Below are 18,951 nucleotides of genomic sequence, written 5' to 3' on the forward strand. Positions count from 1 at the left end.
TCCGGGCGTCGGTGAGGACGCTACTTGTCGGCGGCTTCTGCGGCGCCGGTCTTGCGCTTGCCGTAGCGCTTCTCGAAGCGAGCGACCCGGCCGCCGCTGTCGAGAATCTTCTGCTTACCGGTGTAGAACGGGTGGCACTGCGAGCACACCTCGACCACGATGTGGCCGCTCTCCTTGGTGCTGCGGGTGGTGAAGCTGTTGCCGCAACCGCAGACCACGGTGGTCTCGACGTAGGCAGGGTGAATGCCAGATTTCATGATGTCCTCTTCGATCGTGGGTCGCCGGGTCGCCCGCCTGTGGGCTGGACGTGAACCGGAACCCGAGGTGTTCGATTATGCCAGCTGCGCTGTCCGCTCCCAAAACGTCGGGACGGCCCGGTGCATTCCGGCTGCGGTCCGCCAGCAGGTCAGTCGTTGTCCATGCCCGGCGTGGTCTTGGAGACCTGGACCAGGAACTCGTAGTTGTTCTTGGTCTTGCGCAGCTGACTCATCAGCAAGTCGATCGCCTGATGCGAGTCCAGCCCCGAGAGCAGCCGGCGCAGCTTGTGCACGATCGCGAACTCATCCGGCGAGAGCAGCAGCTCGTCCTTGCGGGTGCCGGAGGGATTGACGTCGACGGCCGGGAACACCCGACGCTCGGCGATCTTGCGGTCCAGCTTGAGCTCGGCGTTGCCGGTGCCCTTGAACTCCTCGAAGATCACCGTGTCACCGGTGGACCCGGTCTCCACCATCGCGGTGGCGATGATGGTCAGCGAGCCGCCGTCCTCGATGTTGCGGGCCGCGCCCAGGAACCGCTTGGGCGGGTACAGCGCGGTGGAGTCCACACCACCGGAGAGGATGCGGCCCGACGCCGGGGAGGCGTTGTTGTAGGCGCGCCCCAGCCGGGTGATCGAGTCCAGCAGCACCACGACGTCCTTGCCCTGCTCGACCAGGCGCTTGGCCCGCTCGATGGCCAGCTCGGCAGCCTGAGTGTGGTCCGACGGCGGCCGGTCGAAGGTGGAGGCGATGACCTCCCCCTTGACCGAGCGCTGCATGTCGGTGACTTCCTCGGGCCGTTCGTCGACCAGCACCACCATCAGGTGGCACTCCGGGTTGTTGCGGGTGATCGCGTTGGCGATGTCCTGCATGATCGTGGTCTTACCGGCCTTGGGCGGTGACACGATCAGCGCGCGCTGCCCCTTGCCGATCGGCATGATCAGGTCGATGACGCGGGTGGTCAGCTTCTCGGTCGAGGTCTCCAGCCGCAGCCGCTGGTTGGGGTACAGCGGGGTCAGCTTGGAGAACTCGGGACGCTTCTTGGCGTCCTCGACGGGTCCGCCGTTGACGGAGTCCAACCGCACCAGCGGGTTGAACTTCTGCCGCTGGTTGGGCTGCTCGCCATCGCGGGGCACCCGCACCGCACCGGTCACCGCGTCACCGCGGCGCAGCCCGTTCTTGCGGACCATGTTCATCGACACGTAGACGTCGTTGGGGCCGGCCAGGTAGCCGGAGGTGCGCACGAACGCGTAGTTGTCCAGCACGTCGAGGATGCCGGCCACCGGCTGCACCACGTCGTCCTCGCGCAGTTCGGTGTCGCCGCCCTCACCGCCGCGTTCGCCACGGCGGCGCCGGTCGCGGAACCGCCGGCCGCGCCGGCCCCCGCGCCCGTCGTCGTCATCGGAACTCTGCTGCCCGCCCTGCTGGCCGCGGTTCTGCTCCCCGCCCTGGTCTCCGCCCTTGGCCTGAGCCGATTCCTCGGACTTGGCGCCGTCGCGACGGCCCTGCTCGGCTTTCTCGTCGGGCTTGTCCTGCTTGTCGGGCTTGTCCTGTTTGTCCTGCTTGCGAGCCTCACCCTTGTCCTGCTCGCCGGCATCGGCGGCCGGCGCACCGGTCTCCCGGCGGGCGCTACGCCGTTCGCGGCGAGGCGGTGCGTCGGTGGCTTCGCCCTCGGTGGCTTCGGCCCGCGCGGGCTCGGCTTGAGCGGGCTCGGCCTGGGCGGGCTCGGCGCCGTTTGCCGCGGGCGTCTCGGCGTTCGGAGCATCGGCTTGCGCGGCGCCGCCGTTGCCGCCGTTGCCGCCGGCTTCGCGGATCGCAGCGATCAGCTCGCTCTTGCGCATCCCGGAGGAGCCTTTGACGCCGACGCGGTTGGCCAGCGCCCGCAGCTCGGGCAGCACCATCGCCGACAACTCCGGCATGGTTGTCGCGGCACCGTTCTCAGGCGCGGCGACGGGGGCTGACGCCGAGGTGGCGGGCGCCGCAGTGACGTCGCTGCCAGCATTGGTGGGCGCCAAAGCGCCTTGGCTCGGGGTCTCGAGAGCGCTCGGGGGGGTCGACAGCGAATCCTGTCCGGCGCCGCCTTCAGCCGTGAAGAGGTCCGTTTCGGTCACGGATTTCCTTTCTTCCCTCGTCGGTTTTGTCACGCGAGGGGTTGGGTGCATTCAGCGGAATCGCCGAGTGCTGTCACCGTCGACTGTTTAACGGTGATACCCGTATCGACGGCGTCAAATCGCAAGCCGTCAGCTACGGGAAGAATTTAGTGGCATCCCAGTGACATCGCAGTCTGATCCAGGTGCTGATGCCGCGAATGCGGGACGGGACCGAGGATAGCCCGCTTCGGAGCCGGACGCAACAGGTGGCGCGCGGCGTGCCTCAACCGGGCACTACAACCCCGGTGTTCCATTTGACGGCGTCGCCGACCCGCATCTCGGTCACAGTGAACCCACGCGCCGCCGGAGCCTCAAGTACCTCAGCAGGCAACCCCGCCGCGGTGCTCAGCGCGACTACCGCCGGCCCGGCGCCGGAGAGCACGGCGGCGATTCCGTGCTCGCGCAGCAGTTGCAGGAACTGCGCCGACTCGGGCTGCGCCGCAGCGCGCTGCGGCTGGTGCAGCAGATCCTCGGTCGCCGCCAGCAGCAGGTCGGGCCGCTCGGTCAGCGCGACCACCAGCAGCGCGGCGCGGCTGACGTTGAACCGGGCGTCGCGGTGGCTGACCTGTTCGGGCAGCAGCGCCCGCGTCTCCGCGGTCGATGACCGCAGTTGCGGTATCGCCGGGAACAGATGGATGTCAGGGTGCAGCCGCAAGCCCGCCGCGCGATACTCGTCGCCGCTGCCATCGGCCTTACTGGCGGTCCAGGAAACCACCGCACCGCCCAACACGGCAGCGGCGGCGTTGTCGGGGTGGCCCTCGAACTCCGAAGCGAGTTGGATCAACTGCGATTCGGATAGCCCCGGCCGAACAAGTTGCGCGACAAGGCCGTTGACTACAGCCAAGCCGCCGACCACCGCGGCCGCAGACGATCCCAGCCCACGCTGGTGCGGGATAGCGTTGCGGCAGCGCACCACCATCCCGGGAACCTCGACGCCGACTTCTCGGAGCCCGCGCTGGATGCCTTGGACCACAAGGTGATCCGACGTCAACGGAACCTGGCCGGCGCCCTCCCCCTCGACCTGCACCACCAGGCCGGAGTCAACCGTCTCTACGATGACCTCGTCGTAGAGGCCCAACGCCAGGCCGAGGCTGTCGAAGCCGGGTCCCAGGTTGGCGCTCGACGCCGCCACCGCGACGCTGGCCGTCAACCCGGGCGGCAACAGTTCGACCACTAGGCCAGCCCCAATTCGGCGACCACCGTGGCCGCGTCGACGGGAACCGCGGTGACCTCGGGCAGGTCTCGCAGCGCGGTGTCGGGGTCCTTGAGCCCGTTCCCGGTGACCGTGCACACCACGGTCGAGCCGCGCGGCACCCAGCCGTCGGCCACCGATTTGAGCAGCCCGGCGATGCTGGCCGCCGAGGCCGGCTCGACGAAGACGCCCTCGGACTCGGCCACCAGGTGGTAGGCGGCCAGAATCTCGTCGTCAGTGGCGGCCAGGAACCGCCCGCCGGAGTCCTGCTGGGCTTCCACGGCCTGCGACCACGACGCCGGCGAGCCGATGCGGATCGCGGTGGCGATGGTCTCGGGGTTCTTGACCGGCTCACCGAGCACCAGCGGCGCCGCACCGGCGGCCTGCGTGCCCAGCATCTTCGGCAGCTTCTCGGTCAGGCCGTCGGCGTGGTATTCGCGGTAGCCCTTCCAGTACGCGGTGATGTTGCCGGCGTTGCCGACCGGCAGCGAGTGGATGTCGGGTGCGGTGCCCAGCGCGTCGACGATCTCGAACGCCGCGGTCTTCTGGCCTTCGATGCGCACCGGGTTCACCGAGTTCACCAGCGAGATGGTCGGAAAGTCGGTGGCCATCTTGCGGGCCAGCTCCAGGCAGTCGTCGAAGTTGCCGTCGATCTGGATGATCTTGGCACCGTGCATGACCGCCTGGGCCAGCTTGCCCATCGCGATCTTGCCCTGCGGGATCAGCACCGCGCAGGTGATGCCGGCCCGCGCGGCGTAGGCCGCCGCCGAGGCCGAGGTGTTTCCGGTCGAGGCGCACAACACCACCTGCTGGCCGCGGGCCACCGCGTCGGTGACGGCCATCGTCATTCCGCGGTCTTTGAACGAACCGGTCGGGTTTAGCCCCTCCACCTTCAGGTGGACGGTGCAGCCGGTCTGTTCGGAGATCCGCTTGGCGTGGACCAGCGGGGTGCCGCCCTCGTGCAGGGTGATCGGCGTCCAGTCGTCGGCGACGGGAAGCCGGTCGCGGTAGGCGCCGATCAGACCCGGCCACGGTTGATGGATCGAGGTCCGGGTGGAGCTCACTGGTCTGTTCCTTCCAATCGGAGCACGCTGGCGACCCGCTGGACGGCATCCAGTTCGGCCAGCGCCGCAACGGTTTTCGACAGCGCCGATTCAGCTGCCCGGTGGGTGACTACCACGATCCGGGCACCGACAAGTTGGCCCTCGTCGTCAGACACGCCTTCCTGGCGCACCTCGGCGATGCTCACCTCATGGGCGGCGAATTCGGCTGCCACCGTGGACAACACGCCCGGCTTGTCGGCGACGTCCATGCTGACGTAGTAGCGGGTCTGCACATCGCCGATCGGCGCGATGGCCAGTTGGGCGTACTTGGATTCGCGCGGTCCGCGCCCGCCCTGCACCCGGTTGCGGGCGGCCATCACCAGATCGCCCATGACCGCCGAGGCGGTCGGCGCACCGCCGGCGCCCTGCCCGTAGAACATCAGCCGGCCGGCCGCTTCGGCCTCGACCACCACCGCATTGAAGGCGCCGTTGACGGTGGCCAACGGATGCTCCAGCGGCACCAGCGCCGGGTAGACCCGGGCCGAAACCCGCTGTTGCCCATCGCGTGTGGTGATGCGTTCGCAGATGGCCAGCAGTTTGATCGTGCACCCCAGCGCGCGTGCCGCGGTGAAGTCCTCCGGGGTGATGTTGGTGATGCCCTCGCGGTAGACGTCGTCGGCGGTGACCCGGGTGTGGAAGGCGATCGAGGCGAGGATCGCGGCCTTGGCGGCTGCGTCGTAGCCCTCCACGTCGGCGGTGGGGTCGGCCTCGGCGTAGCCCAGTGCGCTCGCGTCGGCCAGGGCGCTGGTGTAGTCGGCGCCGGTGGAGTCCATTTCGGACAGGATGTAGTTGGTGGTGCCGTTGACGATGCCAGCCACCCGCAGCACGCTGTCGCCGGCCAGTGATTGCGTCAGCGGCCGGATCACCGGGATGGCGCCGGCGACGCTGGCCTCGAAGTACATGTCCACCCGGGCGGTCTCGGCGGCCTCGGCCAACTCGCCGGTGGAGCGCGACAGCAGGGCCTTGTTGGCCGTGACGACGGACTTGCCGTGGGTGATCGCCCCCAGGATCGCCTTGCGGGCGGGCTCGACCGGGCCCATCAACTCCACCACGATGTCGACGTCGCTGCGCGACACCAGGCTGTCGATGTCGTCGGTGAGCAACTCGACCGGCACGCCGCGATCAGCCGCCACCCGGCGCACGCCGATGCCGCGCAGCACCAGCGGAGCACCGATCCGGGCGGCCAGGTCATCGGCGCTGGCCTCGAGGATGCGGACGACTTCACTGCCGACGTTGCCCAATCCGAGGACGGCGACGCCCACCGGACTTGCGGAATCGGACACGCTTACCTCACCTCCAGGCTGATCAGGTCATCGACGGTTTCCCGGCGCAGCATAAGGCGAGCCTTCCCGTCCCGCACCGCCACCACCGCGGGACGGGTGAGCAGGTTGTACCGGCTCGACATCGAGTAGCAGTAGGCGCCGGTGGCGGCCACGGCAATCAGGTCGCCGGGAACCAGGTCCTCGGGTACCCAGGTGTCGCGGACGATGATGTCGCCGGTCTCGCAGTGCTTGCCGACGATGCGCGCCGGCACCGGGCCGGCGTTTCCGGTCCGCGACACCAACCGCACGTCATAGTGCGCGTCATAGAGCGCCGGGCGGATGTTGTCGCTCATGCCGCCGTCGACGCTGACGTAGCGGCGATGCGCGGTGGCGCTGATGTCGACATCTTTGACGGTGCCGACCTCATAGAGCGTGATGGTGCCCGGCCCGGCGATAGCGCGGCCGGGTTCGACTACCAGCTGCGGGGCGGGCAAGCCGACCGCCGCCGACTCGTCCCGCACGATCGCGGTCAGTTTGGACGCGAGCTCGGCCATCGGCGGCGGGTCGTCTTGCGGCAGATAGGAAATGCCCAGTCCCCCGCCGAGATCGATGACCGACAGCTGGGCGGTCTTGTCGACACCGAACTCGGCGACCACGTCGCGCAGCAGGCCGATAACCCGGTGGGCGGCGATTTCGAAGCCGGCGACATCGAAAATCTGCGACCCGATGTGACTGTGCAGCCCGACCAGCCGCAGATGCTCGGTGGCGAAAACCTTTCTGATGGCCTCCATCGCTGCGCCGCTGGCCAGCGACAGCCCGAACTTCTGGTCTTCGTGGGCGGTGGAGATGAATTCGTGGGTGTGCGCCTCCACGCCGACGGTGACCCGCACCAGCACGTCCTGCATGATCCCGGCTTTCTGGGCCACCGCTTCGAGGCGGTCGACCTCGATCAGCGAGTCCAGCACGATGTGGCCGACGCCGGCGTTGACCGCGGTGGTCAGTTCGGCGACCGATTTGTTGTTGCCGTGCAAGGTGATCCGAGCCGCGGGGAAGCCGGCGTGCAGGGCGACGGCCAGCTCGCCTCCGGTGGCGACGTCGAGGTTCAGGCCCTCCTGGTCGATCCAGCGCGCGATCTCACTGCACAGGAAGGCCTTGGCGGCGTAGTGCACGTTGTCGCCGCCGCCGAACGCCTCGGCGATCTCGCGGCAACGGCCCCGGAAGTCGTCCTCGTCGATGACGAACAGCGGGGTGCCGTACTGCTGCGCCAGGTCGGTGACGGTCACCCCGGCGATTCTTACTTGGCCGTCGTCACCGCGAACGGTGTTGCGTGGCCACACGTTCGGGGCCAGCTCCAGCAGTTGCTGCGGGTTTTGCGGCCGCGGCGGCAGCCCGTCGTGGTGGATCTCCTCGGCGTGGCGCGGCCCGGCGGGGTGCACGTTCACATTCGCTCCGGTGCGCTGACGCCCAGGATGCCCAGACCGTTGGCGACGACCTGGCGGGTGGCCTGACACAGCGCCAGCCGCGCGGTGTGCAGCTCGCTGGGCTGCTCGTCGCCTTGGGGCAGCACCCGGCAGCTGTCGTAGAACCGGTGGTAGTCACCGGCGAGGTCTTCCAGGTAGCGGCATACCCGGTGCGGTTCGCGCAGCGCGGCAGCGGTTTTGAGCACCCGGGGGAACTCGCCCAGGCTGCGGATCAGGGTGCCTTCTTTGTCGTGGGTGAGCAGCCCGAGGTTGGCGGTGTCGGGGCTCATGCCGTGTTCGGCGGCGTTGCGGGCCAGCGCGGAGAGCCGGGCGTGGGCGTATTGCACGTAGTAGACCGGGTTTTCGTTGCTGGCCGAGGACCACAGCGCCAGGTCGATGTCGATCGGGGTGTCCACCGAGGAGCGGATCAGGCTGTAGCGGGCGGCGTCGACGCCGATGGCCTCGACCAGGTCGTCGAGGGTGATGACGGTGCCGGCCCGCTTGCTCATCTTGACCGGCTGGCCGTCGCGCACCAGGTTGACCATCTGGCCGATCAGCACCTCGACGGTCGCCGGGTCGTCGCCGAAGGCCGCCGCGGCGGCCTTGAGCCGGGCGATGTAGCCGTGGTGGTCGGCGCCGAGCATGTAGATGCACAGGTTGAAGCCGCGCTCGCGCTTGTCCAGGTAGTAGGCCAGGTCGCCGGCGATGTAGGCGGGCTTGCCGTCGCTCTTGATGACGACGCGGTCCTTGTCATCGCCGTAGGCGCTGGTGCGCAGCCAGGTGGCGCCGTCTTTTTCGTAGATGTTGCCGTTGGCGCGCAGCCGCTCGATGGCTTGGTCGACGCGGCCGGAGGTGTGCATCGAGTCTTCGTGGGTGTAGACGTCGAAGTCGGTGCCGAACTCGTGCAGCGATTCTTTGATGTGGGCGAACATCAGGTCCACGCCGATGGAGCGGAACGTCTCCTGGGCATCGGGACTGTTCAGGGCGTTGGGGACCTTCGCCTGGATCTGTGCCGCGATGTCGGTGATGTAGGCCCCGGCGTAGCCGTCCTCGGGGGCCGGCTCGCCCTTGGCGGCGGCGATCAACGAGTTGGCGAACCGGTCGATCTGGGCGCCGTGGTCGTTGAAGTAGTACTCGCGGGTGACCGCGGCCCCCTGGGTGGACAGCAACCGGCCCAGCGCGTCGCCGACCGCGGCCCAGCGGGTGCCGCCGATGTGGATGGGGCCGGTGGGGTTGGCCGAGACGAACTCCAGGTTGACGTTGAGGCCGTCGAACTCTTGGGAGTGGCCGTATTGTGCGCCGGCGTCGATGATGTTGGCCACGATGGTGCCCTGCGCCGAGGCGTCCAGGCGGACATTGACGAAGCCGGGGCCGGCGGTCTCGGCCGAGGCGATCCCGTCGGCTTGCGCCAGCGCATCGGCCAGCCAGCCGGCCAGCTCACGGGGATTGACACCCACCTTCTTGCCGAGCTGAAGGGCCAGGTTGGTGGCGTAATCGCCGTGTTCGGGGTTGCGCGGCCGCTCGACGGTCACCGTCGCGGGCAGCGCGGCGGGGTCCAGGTCGTGCTCGGCCAGCACCGCGGCGGCGGTGGTCTTGAGCAATTCGGCCAGATCGGCGGGGGTCACGGTGCCCCATCCTAGAGTCTTCCGTGGTCAGGACCCGAATCCGTCCGGTTCATCGGCTCCGGCGTTCATGCGCTAGTCTGTCAAAGCCCACATGGCGCCGTAGTACGTGCGCCCCCGTAGCTCAGGGGATAGAGCGTCTGCCTCCGGAGCAGAAGGCCGCAGGTTCGAATCCTGCCGGGGGCACTTTGCTAGATGTCATTTGATGGCACGTCACCGCATCTTTTCAAGATTGCTACAGCGGTCGCAAGAATCGGCTTACCTCTGCACTACTAATCCGGTTGGCCTGGTCAGGCCCACAGCGGCATGCAGCGAACTTACGCCCCAAACCGGGATGCCGAGGCTTTTCCAGCCGGCTGCTGTCACCCCTCCCCGCTACTCTCCGCGCCGTGCCCGCGGCCATGACGCCAGCCATGCAAATCGACACCGCTACCGCCACGTTCGGGAGTCGGGCATGATCCCGGCGGCGTATCCAGGAGAGTCCGGCGCGTCGCGAGCGGTAACAGCACTCACCCATGCACTGCCGTGGGTACTGGTCGGATGCCTGGCGATGAGGTCTCTCAGAACTGGCATGCAGTTGGACGAGCCAAACGGGTACGCGCGTACGATGTCGTTGAAATAGATCGGATTACGCGACGTCGTGTCCGAGTTAGCGGCGTTGCACAACCACTGGCGTAGGGTATCTAGCGTCAACCGTCGGAACAACTGTTCACCAGCGAATCCTGACCGACGTCGACATCTCGCGCACTGGGTACGACATCATCCGATCCATAGAGGGCGTCCGCGGCAACAATGTCGAAGCCTTCTACGTCGTAATGAACCGCGAAATGAACAGCTTCGTCGGGGAACCGGACGACAGTCGGGATACCTGGACCATCGACCAGCTCCAAGCCGCCTACGACTCGCTAGACCAGATCGGCGACCAGGTCGTTCAAACCATCAAAATGGCGATAGGAGAATAGGTTCATGGCCGCTGTCAAGATTGTCCTGAAGCATCTCAGTACTGCGATTGCCGGCCGCAAGCACCAGTGCCACCGCACCAAAGATCACGAAATTTCTCAAGGGTGAAACATCTTTGGTAGTACGGGACGGACCGCAGAGCCAAACCACCTACTGCGCGGCCTGTGCCGCGGACATCCTTGCCAAGGCAAGCCAGTCACGGTCGGAGCTATCCGCTGAACTCGGTAGGGCGCCAGCGGCCTAGTCGGCCCTTCAACAGAGGTATTTTCAGCGCGGCGCTCCCGCCGGTCTACGTGCAACCCTGCGCTACCGCACGCGCGCGGACGAGGGCACGTGGCCCGTGTCGCCTCCTTCAAATACAGTTCCCCCATGACCTCCCCCACCCTCAAGGTCACACCCGAAGGGCTGCGCTCCGCGGCGCAACGTTGTGAAGCCCTCGCGGGGGCGGTCGCACCGGCTCTGCCCACCGTGACCATCTCCGGCTGGCAGTCCACCGGCGCAGCCACGAGCGCGGTGAACGCCGGCATGAGCACCATCGGCACCGCCTGCAAGTCCCGGATGACCGCGAACGGGGGCAAGCTCACCAAAGCGGCGGGCGAATACCAAAACCAGGACGACCACGCCGCGCGGCGCCTTACCGCGGTGGGCTCGCACCCGGCCGCCGGATCGGGCGGCGACGGCCGTGCGGGCGGCCTACCGCCGGGCTTCACCCCGCTCGCGCCGCGCGGGTCAGGCATCGATGGCGGCGCAGCCGGCGGGTACGGGATAGGCCGCTAGCCCCCGATGTCTGGTTTACCCACCCTGTCCGAGGTCCGCGCTGCCAGCTGGGATCACCTGCGGACCAACGCCGCCGCCTGGCGAAACCTCGGGCGCACCTGGGAGTCGGCGTTCACCGAGGTGCACCAATCCTCTCTGTGCCCCGGCGGGGCCGACTGGACCGGTGCGGGTGCCGAAGCCTTCCGGGACCGCTCCTACCTCGACTTGGTGAAAATCCGCACGCCCGTTGACACCGCCGACACCCTCGCGGGGATCGCCGAGCGCGGCGCTGACGCTCAGGACGGCAACAAGAGTTCGGTGCTCGACACCGTCGATGGAATCGAGGGTGACAACTTCGCCGTCGGTGAAGACTGGTCCGTCACCGACACCATCACCTGGTATAGCTCCGCCGCGGAACTCGAACAACGCGAACAGGCAGCCGAGGACCACCATAGGTTCCTCATGTCCAAGGTCTACAAGCTCGTCGGCGACGAGGACGACATCGCCCGCAACCTCGCCACAGCCAGCGCGGGGTTGCACCAGTTCAGCTTCGGCGACGAGGGCGCCGACGGCTGGGCGGGAAAGAACGGCGGGCCGCCGCGTGCCAGTTCCGATCCCGCTGATCCAGCGGAGCAACGTGATCTGGCAATCGTCAACGATCCCGACGCGGACCCGACGGCGCGGCAGTTAGCGCAGGAACGCCTTGACGACTTGCGAAACGCTCAAATCGTCGGTGACTTGCCAATCGATCCGGTTCTCGGAGGCGACACACGTAGCCGCGCCCAAGCCAGACGTCAGCTTCAAGATTTTTTGGAATCCGGGCAAGCCTTTTCAGACCGCCCACCCCTAACGCCGGATCAAGCTACCCAGATGGTCGACAGGCTCGAGGCCCAGGGCCGGGAAACGGTTCTTCGCGGTTTCGCCGATCAACTGGAAGCGGCGGGCGTGTCTCCGCCCGGGATCCAGCGGGTGCTCGACGAAGTACAAAGCGGAAAGTCACCCGGGCAGGTGATCCGCGAGGCGGGAGCCGGAATAGCCGGCTGGGGCGGAGCGTTGGGCGGCGGCGCGGAGACCCACGGTGCGGCACTGCCGAACGGCAGGCATTGGGGGAGCGCTCAGGTGTGGTCGAAAGCGGATGCCCAAGCCCTCGAGATGTTCGGCCGAAAGCTTGGCTACGCTGGCATCGGACTCGACACCCTGTTGACTTTCGACAACATCGCGCATGGCGCTCCGAAAAGCGAAGAAATCGCCAAACTTGGCGGACGCACCCTCGGTGGAATCGCTGGAGGATTCGCTGCCGGCGCGGCGTGGGGCTCGTTGGTGGGACCGGAGGGGACATTGATCGTCGGACTTCTCGGGGCGGTCGCAGGCGGTATTGGCGGGGAGAAGCTCGTGACGTTGGGCCTAGGTGGTCAATAATGAGCGATTGGCTTTTCTGGGTGGTTGCCCTGTGTTTCGTTGCGGGATTTCTGCTCTCGTTCCTCAATATAAGCAGAAGTACGCAAAGGCGCCTCTACTGGAGTTTTGCATGCGCAGCAGGAGTGGCTGGCGCCATGTCGACGTATCCGACGTGGGACGGCGCGGCCACGCTGGGCATTCTGCCCGTGGCGGCAATGGTGGTGATGGCGTATGTGGCCACGCCCTATATCAAGATCGGCGGAAAGATTTACTCCCTGACGGCCGGCGCCCAGCGCCCGGACGCTGAAGTTGCGCCTCAGGGGGAAAGCGTCTCCACGGAGCCAGAAGCCGATCCGACGCCGGGTTCGTACAGCGGGCTCCTCACGGCCGCGACGATGTGGTGGATGCTCGTCGTGATAGCGGCAATCGCCGCGGGGAACGTATATGGTTCCGCCGTCGGCAAAGGGGAGGTTTGGGTCGCGATAACGGTGGCCGCACTGCTCGCATTGCTGGCTGCCGGCACCGGATACGGGGACGCGAGCTGGCGTTATCCGGTCGCACGCAGGCAGTTTGTACAGTTCGGCGTAGCGTCGGTCATCACCGTTGGCACCTTCGCTCTGGTCTATCTGACCGCCTATTACCTCGCCAAGCGCGGGCCGCTGCAACGCGCGCAGTCGATGGAACGCCGGGCCCCCCGCGCCACTGAAAGGTGAACCTTTGGAGCCCCATCCCTGATCCCAGCAACTACACGCCGATCAACGCCGAAAGCGCGGTGCGCTAATGCCACGCATACGCCTGCTTACCATCACCGTCACGCTTCTCGTTGCCCAGGTCCCGGCCGCTTGCGGGTTCGACGACGTCACGAAGGTGTCCACCCAAGACATTCCCATCGACGACGCCGTGCGGAAGATCAACGGTGCCGCCAAATGGGCGCATCTTCCAGCATCGCTGGTCCCGTTGGAAGCCACCGCTCATCAGACCACCGCTCCGATAGAGACCGACACCAGCATCAGCCTGGCTTTCAAGGCGCCGCTAGCCGACGTCGACACCTACCTGACCGCCATGCACGCGCGCAAGGACTACACCCTGGTGCGGCCCGCGAATGACTGTCCCCCGGCGCCGAGCGGACAGACTCCGGTACGACAACCACCGCCCCCATCGGCCGAGATGTGGTCTGACTCCGGGGTTTTCGAACGCTGCGCAGCTGTTGAGCAGTGGCAGATGTACAGCGATGAATGGACCACGCGAGGAACAACGGTCGGGACCCTCTATCGCCAGGCGGGCATTCACTCAAGTAACACGGGAGCTGTCAATGTCTTTTTTACACTGAGTGGGCACAAACTGTAGCTATCGCCTGCAGCGCCACCACACCTCACGCTGCAGCTGGCATTCTGATCCGGGCGGTCGCCGGCGCTTCAGCCGTTGACCGCCCCACGCAGCACCATTTCGAAACCGCGCAGGATGGTGTCGGCGTCGCGGCGATACTGCGGGTCATCGCAGTTGTCGGCCGACAGGGCCAGGCGGGCCACATACACCGTGCCGGCCGATTCCGCGGCCACGGCCAGGACTTCGGCGTCATGCTCGCGGGCGTTGGCCCATGCCGCCTGGTGGTACCGAAACAGCATCGCGGGGTGACCGCACACCTGCAGGGCCGTCGGGCGCATATTCGACGCGCCGCCACCGTCGATCATGATCGCCCGGCCTTGGCTTTCCAGCTCGGCTTCCGGTGTCTCGGCCACGGTGATCCCGGAGTCCATGATCAGCCAGGCGTGCGCGCGGTGGCCGTCGTGGGTGGGTTTGTCCGACCACATCGAGAGCCGAATGTCTCGGAGGCGGTGGTCCTGGATTTTCCAGCCGTCCGGCAACGGCACCCACAGCAGCGGTTCGACATCGTCGCGCGGCGTGATCGGCGTCAACGGCGCCGAGACGTGCTGACATCCGGCATCGCCGATACGCACGGCACTGCCGGCCGTCGACCGGGAGCACGCCGATACGCCCGCCGCGATCAGCCCTGCCGTCATCAGTGGCATCATCAATAGCGTGGCCCGCTCCACAGCTTGGATTATTGCGCACCAGGCCCGACCTTATATCCCGTGCATGACATGATTGCGACTGACGACAGCACCGGACTCGAACAGCTCAGCTCTGCTACTCACCCGGCGTGGGACGCCAAGGCATTCCGCCGGATCGTCGCCGCGGTGGAGTCTGTCCGGGAGGCCGATGCCGAACTGACTGCCGCGGTTCGGGAAGCCCGGAAGCGCGGCGACTCCTGGACCGCTATCGCCGTTGCGCTGGGCACCACGCGGCAAGCCGCACAGCAACGGTTCGGAAAGTTGACCGACTGATCCCCGTCTTCGCGGAGAGCGGAATCGCTACGGATAAGTCTCTACCACCCCTAGTCTCAACCGGGTGACGATTCGCCTTGGCTTCCAGATCCCCGACTTCTCCTACGGCACCGACGTTTCGAAGCTGTTCCCCACCGTCATCGCCCAAGCCCAAGAGGCCGAAGCGGCCGGGTTCGACGCGGTGTTCGTGATGGACCACTTCTACCAACTGCCCATGCTGGGCTCCCCCGACCAGCCGATGCTCGAGGCCTACACGACCCTCGGCGCGCTGGCCACCGCCACCGAACGCGTGCAGTTGGGCACGCTGGTCACCGGCAACACCTACCGCAACCCGGCCCTGTTGGCCAAGATCATCACCACCCTGGACGTCGTCAGCGCCGGCCGCGCGGTGCTGGGCATCGGCACCGGGTGGTTCGAGCTCGAACACGACCAGCTGGGTTTCGAATTCGGCACTTTCACCGACCGGTTCAACCGGCTCGACGAGGCGCTGCAGATCATCCTGCCGATGATCAGGGGTGAGCGGCCGACGTTCGAGGGCAAGTGGTACCGCACTTGGGAGGCGATGGCCGAACCCCGTTTCCGCGACCACATTCCACTGTTGATCGGCGGCAGCGGCGAGAAGAAGACGATCCCGCTGGCGGCACGCTACTTCGATCACCTCAACCTCATCACCGGATTCGACCAGATCCGCGCGAAGATGGACGTGGTGCGGCGCAGCTGCGAGGAGATCGGCCGTGATCCGGCCACGCTGGAAACCACCATGTTGCTCACCGCGCTGGCCGGCCAGAACGTCACCGCCGAGCAGATCCCCGCCGCGATGAGCCAGCGGATGGTGGCCGGCAGTCCGGAAGCGATCGCCGAGCAGATCAAGACCAAGGTGCTCGACGCCGGCGTCGGCGGGGTCACCATGAACATTCCCGGCTATACCCCCGGGGTGATCGCCGAGGTCGGCGCCGCGTTGCGCGAGGTGTTCGACGCCTGACGATAAGTGAAGTCAACCGACGTCGTTGACTTCACTTACGGCCTTAAGTGAAGTCAAACGTCATCCCAGCACCGTGCGCATCAGCATCACGTCGTAGGCGTTCCACAGCGACAACGTGAAGTACACCTCCTTGCCCGTCGACCACGGGTGCATGTAGGGCGCGTAGATGCCGCCGGGAATCTGGCCGGTGGGGATCAGCGTCTGCTCGGCGCTCCACGGGCCCTGCGGCGTGGGGGCGAATCGGGCCACCACGTCGTTGCCGCCGTTGCCGTACAGCGCCAGATACTGCCGCAGGTAGGTGTTGTACTGCACCGACATCTCGCCCACCGGTCCGGGGATCACCGGGGTGGCCGCGGCCGGGTTGTTCGGCACCCAGGAGCCGCTCTCGCCGTTCCAGTACTGGTACTTGGTGACGTCGGGGATGGCGCGCTCGGGCACTCGCGACAGGTACGCTGAGCCGCCGCGAGCGGCCGGGGTTCCGTAGGAGTACAGGTAGCCGTCACCGCCGCGCAAGAACGCGCCCTGCTGGAAGTTCTCGTTGCCGGGCACATAGCGTGCCCGGGGCACGTTCTCCGGCGCCGACGAGCGCACCGTCCCGGGATAGACCCCCCAGGTCTCGCCGTTGTCGCTGGACACCGCGATCGCCGAGTAGTTGGTGGACCATTCACCGTCACGGCCCCACTGCTTGACCGACATGAAGTTCAGGTACTGATTCCCGCCGATTCCGATGCCGGCGGTGGGAATCATGCTCTCCTGGTGCGGGGCCAGTTGGACGGCGGGAAGGATCTGCTTGGAGAAGTTCGCTTGGCGCAGCGGAGAACCCGAGTATTTGTTGCCGATTCCTCCTGGGCCCACCGTGATTCCGTCGGCCAGGTTGTTGTCGGCGCTGCGGAACAGCACATTGTGCCGCCACTGGTGGCCCTGCATCCGGCAGTAGCCGAAGGTGTCGCCGAATGCGTAGAGCACCTGACGGTTGGCGGGATCGCCGTTGTCCCAGGGGATTCCGAGGTCGGTGCCGGAGATGCCGAATCGCTGCAGGGTTTGGTTGGGGCTGTTGGGCCCGGTCACCCACTCCACCAGCGAGGTCTGCGATCCGGCGATCGCCCCGGCGGCGTCGGCGGTCGACAGCCCCGGATCTGCGCCGGCGTTCGGAACGGGCTGCACCGGTTGGGCCGCATTCGGCACGGCCTGACCGGCCGGGTTGGGCACCGGTGGCACCACCGCCGCCTGCTGCTTGACCGTGCCGTTCGGGTTGATCAGCGCGGCGATCAGCGGGCCCAGCTTGGGCAGCGGCGCTTGATCGTTGGTGCCGCGGGGACGGCGCCCGGTCGGCAGCTGGCCCGCCGGCGTGCTCGGAGAACCGGGCGGTGGGTCGATATTGGCCTCGGGTGCATTGCAGGTCGCTGCCATCGCCGGCGAGGCGAACTCGGTGGCCAGAACCATCCCGAGCACGACCGCCGGCACCATCGCCGCCGAGACGATTCGACGCGTCGCCGACATGTCACACCTTTCTCAGGACCCCTGCGGGCCCCTCGCCTGATGTGACGATAGTGGCGGTTGAGGCGATTGTGACTATCGCATGATTGATAGCAACGCTTCCGTGACCGTGTCGCAACGGCTACGACGGGCAGCTAATCGGCCTCAGCGGCGAAACTCGGCGACCACCTCGGCGGCGCGCCGCAGCTGGTCGCGATCGGAACTGGTTGGGATCAGGTGGATCTCGTCGGCGCCCACCGCTTGGAAGCTGCGTAGCACCTCGAGGAGCTCGTCCTCGTTGCCCGCCCAGCCGGTAGTCGGGGCGATCGCCTCGACGTACTCGGCGGGAATCCAGTTCATGTAGCGCAGCAGATGTTCGCGCACCTGGTTGCGTGCGGCGTCGCGCTCACCCAGCGCGAACCAGAACGATGTCGCCAGATACGGCTTGCCGCGCCCGGCTTGCTGCCAGGCGTCGCGGGCGACGTCGAACAGCTCATTCTGCTTGGCCACGTCGAGGTCCATCGTGATGCCGGCCAGACCTTCGGCCCAGGTCGCCGCGCTGCGCACGGTTTTCGGGCCGATGGAGCCGACCACCAGCGGCGGCCCGCCGGGTTGCGTCGGCGCCGGCCCGACCGGCAGCACCGACTCGGTGAGCTTCTCCCCCGCCCAGACGCGCTTCATCAGCGCGACCCGCTCGGCCATCTCCCGCATGGTCTGCGACGCCGGGTCAGCGCCCACGGCGCGGTAGTCCTCATGGCGGCCACCCACGCCGATACCGACGGTGAGCCGCCCGCCACTGAGCAGATCCGCGGTGGCCAGCGCCTTGGCCAGCATCACCGGATCATGCAGTTGGGGAACGATGACGGTGGTCACCAGCCGCACCCGCTCGGTCCAGGCCGACAGCGCGCCCAGCAGCGTCAGGCTGTCGGGGTTGGTGAAGGCGATCCGCTCGCCCCAGCTCAGCGACGAGAACGGTCCCTCGTCTATCGCGCGTGCCCAGTCCCGCAGCAGCGTTGCGTCCAGATCCGGCTCCATCACCGGCATGGTCATTCCGACCTGCATGCCCGCGATTGTGGCACGGGCGCCGGGCACGACTGACACTGGGGGAATGAGTATTTCCTTCAATCACACCATCGTCGCCGCCCACGACAAGCGGGCCTCCGCGGCGTTTCTGGCGGAGCTGTTCGGCCTACCCGAACCGCAGCCGTTCGGTCACTTCATGGTCGTCGGGCTCGACCACGACGCCAGTCTCGATTACGCCGACGTGCCGGCTACCGAGGAGATCCCGCCGCAGCACTACGCATTCCTGGTGTCCGACGACGACTTCGACGCCATCTATGCCAAGATCTCCGCCCGCGGCATCGACCATTGGGCCGACCCGCGCGCCGAACGCCCCGGCGAGATCAATCACCGCGACGGCGGCCGCGGCGTATATTTCCGCGACCCCAGCGGTCATGCGATGGAGATCCTCACCCGACCCTATGGGTCAGGTGCGTAGCGCTCAGCTGCCGTGGCCGCGCTGGCGTTCCTGGGTGCGGTAGGCGGCGGCGAACTCGGCGACGTGCGCGGGCAGCTCACCTGAGGCCACATCGGCCAGGCTGGTCTGCTCGAGCACCGACCGCATGCTGGCCCGCAGCGCCCGCCACACGTCGGTCAGTGCGGCGGTCGGTCCCGCATAGGGCAGATCGCCCATGCCGATGTCGCGGACGCTGGCCAGCGGCCCGTCGATGCAGCGCAGCACGTCGGCGACGCTGATCTCGGTGGCCGCGCGGGCCAGCTCGTAGCCGCCGTCACGGCCGCGCTGACTGCGCACCAGCCGGTCGGTGCGCAGATCCGACAGGATGTCGACCAGAAACTGCGCCGGGATGCCCTGAGCTGCGGCTATCTCGTCGGTCTTGACCAGGGTGCCGGCTTCGGCGGTGGCGAGCTGGACCATCGCCCGCACCGCATACTCCGCTTTGGCCGACATCCGCACCCTGGGGATTCTGCCA

19 protein-coding genes and 1 tRNA gene are annotated in these 18,951 nt (G+C 67.2%); 9 read left to right on the forward strand and 11 right to left on the reverse strand.

All coding sequences use genetic code 11. The features are described from left to right. Positions 1-20: 20 nt before the first annotated feature. The 7 genes from rpmE to argS all read right to left on the reverse strand — a co-directional run bounded on the left by rpmE (position 21) and on the right by argS (position 9,046). A complete protein-coding gene (gene rpmE, locus AC5Y4Q_RS11785) occupies positions 21-257 on the reverse strand; it encodes a 50S ribosomal protein L31 (RefSeq protein ID WP_064923076.1) in 237 nt (78 codons plus the stop codon). Between the two features lie 149 nt (positions 258-406). Further along, positions 407-2,365, reverse strand: a complete 1,959-nt coding sequence (rho, locus tag AC5Y4Q_RS11790) for a transcription termination factor Rho (RefSeq protein ID WP_185746650.1) — start codon at positions 2,363-2,365, stop codon at positions 407-409. Between the two features lie 262 nt (positions 2,366-2,627). Further along, entirely contained in the window at positions 2,628-3,578 is a 951-nt protein-coding gene (gene thrB / locus AC5Y4Q_RS11795) for a homoserine kinase (RefSeq protein ID WP_064923080.1), read from the reverse strand. Then, positions 3,578-4,660, reverse strand: coding sequence for a threonine synthase (thrC, locus tag AC5Y4Q_RS11800; protein ID WP_064923082.1), 1,083 nt, complete (start codon positions 4,658-4,660; stop codon positions 3,578-3,580). Before thrC ends, thrB begins: the two co-directional genes overlap by 1 nt. Beyond that, complete coding sequence (locus AC5Y4Q_RS11805; protein ID WP_064923084.1) at positions 4,657-5,982, reverse strand: homoserine dehydrogenase; 1,326 nt, start codon at positions 5,980-5,982, stop codon at positions 4,657-4,659. Before AC5Y4Q_RS11805 ends, thrC begins: the two co-directional genes overlap by 4 nt. 2 nt (positions 5,983-5,984) lie before the next feature. After that, complete coding sequence (lysA, locus tag AC5Y4Q_RS11810) at positions 5,985-7,349, reverse strand: diaminopimelate decarboxylase (protein WP_499959266.1); 1,365 nt, start codon at positions 7,347-7,349, stop codon at positions 5,985-5,987. 50 nt (positions 7,350-7,399) lie between these two features. Further along, positions 7,400-9,046 carry an arginine--tRNA ligase gene (argS, locus tag AC5Y4Q_RS11815; RefSeq protein ID WP_125225291.1) on the reverse strand — a complete coding sequence of 549 codons (1,647 nt, stop codon included), beginning with the start codon at positions 9,044-9,046 and terminating at the stop codon, positions 7,400-7,402. Between the two features lie 110 nt (positions 9,047-9,156). Between argS and AC5Y4Q_RS11820 the strand changes: the two genes are divergently transcribed. The 6 genes from AC5Y4Q_RS11820 to AC5Y4Q_RS11845 all read left to right on the forward strand — a co-directional run bounded on the left by AC5Y4Q_RS11820 (position 9,157) and on the right by AC5Y4Q_RS11845 (position 13,504). Next, positions 9,157-9,229 (forward strand) — tRNA-Arg (locus AC5Y4Q_RS11820). Between the two features lie 641 nt (positions 9,230-9,870). After that, positions 9,871-10,005 (forward strand): hypothetical protein, encoded by a 135-nt coding sequence (locus AC5Y4Q_RS11825; protein WP_267887756.1) that lies wholly within the window; start codon positions 9,871-9,873, stop codon positions 10,003-10,005. Positions 10,006-10,372: 367 nt separating this feature from the next. Further along, positions 10,373-10,780, forward strand: coding sequence for a type VII secretion target (locus tag AC5Y4Q_RS11830; RefSeq protein ID WP_064923090.1), 408 nt, complete (start codon positions 10,373-10,375; stop codon positions 10,778-10,780). Positions 10,781-10,786: 6 nt separating this feature from the next. Further along, complete coding sequence (locus tag AC5Y4Q_RS11835) at positions 10,787-12,178, forward strand: hypothetical protein (protein ID WP_064923093.1); 1,392 nt, start codon at positions 10,787-10,789, stop codon at positions 12,176-12,178. A 134-nt stretch (positions 12,179-12,312) separates the two neighbouring features. After that, on the forward strand, positions 12,313-12,870 hold the full coding sequence (locus AC5Y4Q_RS11840) for a hypothetical protein (RefSeq protein ID WP_082952709.1): 558 nt from the start codon (positions 12,313-12,315) through the stop codon (positions 12,868-12,870). 67 nt (positions 12,871-12,937) lie between these two features. Next, a complete protein-coding gene (locus tag AC5Y4Q_RS11845) occupies positions 12,938-13,504 on the forward strand; it encodes a hypothetical protein (RefSeq protein ID WP_064923095.1) in 567 nt (188 codons plus the stop codon). A gap of 68 nt (positions 13,505-13,572) precedes the next feature. Here the strand turns inward: AC5Y4Q_RS11845 and AC5Y4Q_RS11850 are convergent, their stop codons facing one another. Further along, a complete protein-coding gene (locus tag AC5Y4Q_RS11850) occupies positions 13,573-14,187 on the reverse strand; it encodes a hypothetical protein (RefSeq protein ID WP_064923097.1) in 615 nt (204 codons plus the stop codon). 72 nt (positions 14,188-14,259) lie between these two features. Here AC5Y4Q_RS11850 and AC5Y4Q_RS11855 point away from each other — a divergent pair, with 72 nt between their 5' ends. Beyond that, positions 14,260-14,502 (forward strand): hypothetical protein, encoded by a 243-nt coding sequence (locus AC5Y4Q_RS11855; RefSeq protein ID WP_064923119.1) that lies wholly within the window; start codon positions 14,260-14,262, stop codon positions 14,500-14,502. A gap of 64 nt (positions 14,503-14,566) precedes the next feature. Further along, positions 14,567-15,484: an LLM class F420-dependent oxidoreductase gene (locus AC5Y4Q_RS11860; RefSeq protein WP_064923099.1), complete on the forward strand. Its 918-nt coding sequence runs from the start codon at positions 14,567-14,569 to the stop codon at positions 15,482-15,484. Positions 15,485-15,544: 60 nt separating this feature from the next. Here AC5Y4Q_RS11860 and AC5Y4Q_RS11865 read toward each other — a convergent pair whose 3' ends face one another. Both AC5Y4Q_RS11865 and AC5Y4Q_RS11870 read right to left on the reverse strand, forming a co-directional pair. After that, positions 15,545-16,984 carry a glycoside hydrolase family 183 protein gene (locus AC5Y4Q_RS11865; RefSeq protein ID WP_064923101.1) on the reverse strand — a complete coding sequence of 480 codons (1,440 nt, stop codon included), beginning with the start codon at positions 16,982-16,984 and terminating at the stop codon, positions 15,545-15,547. A gap of 141 nt (positions 16,985-17,125) precedes the next feature. Beyond that, positions 17,126-18,022: an LLM class flavin-dependent oxidoreductase gene (locus tag AC5Y4Q_RS11870; protein ID WP_064923121.1), complete on the reverse strand. Its 897-nt coding sequence runs from the start codon at positions 18,020-18,022 to the stop codon at positions 17,126-17,128. A 46-nt stretch (positions 18,023-18,068) separates the two neighbouring features. Between AC5Y4Q_RS11870 and AC5Y4Q_RS11875 the strand changes: the two genes are divergently transcribed. Next, positions 18,069-18,458, forward strand: a complete 390-nt coding sequence (locus AC5Y4Q_RS11875) for a VOC family protein (RefSeq protein WP_064923103.1) — start codon at positions 18,069-18,071, stop codon at positions 18,456-18,458. Positions 18,459-18,461: 3 nt separating this feature from the next. On the opposite strand, the gene AC5Y4Q_RS11880 is transcribed toward AC5Y4Q_RS11875, so the two are convergent. Further along, complete coding sequence (locus AC5Y4Q_RS11880; RefSeq protein ID WP_125225290.1) at positions 18,462-18,935, reverse strand: Rrf2 family transcriptional regulator; 474 nt, start codon at positions 18,933-18,935, stop codon at positions 18,462-18,464. Positions 18,936-18,951 lie beyond the last annotated feature (16 nt).

The sequence above is a fragment of the Mycobacterium sp. NGS16 genome (assembly GCF_059813225.1).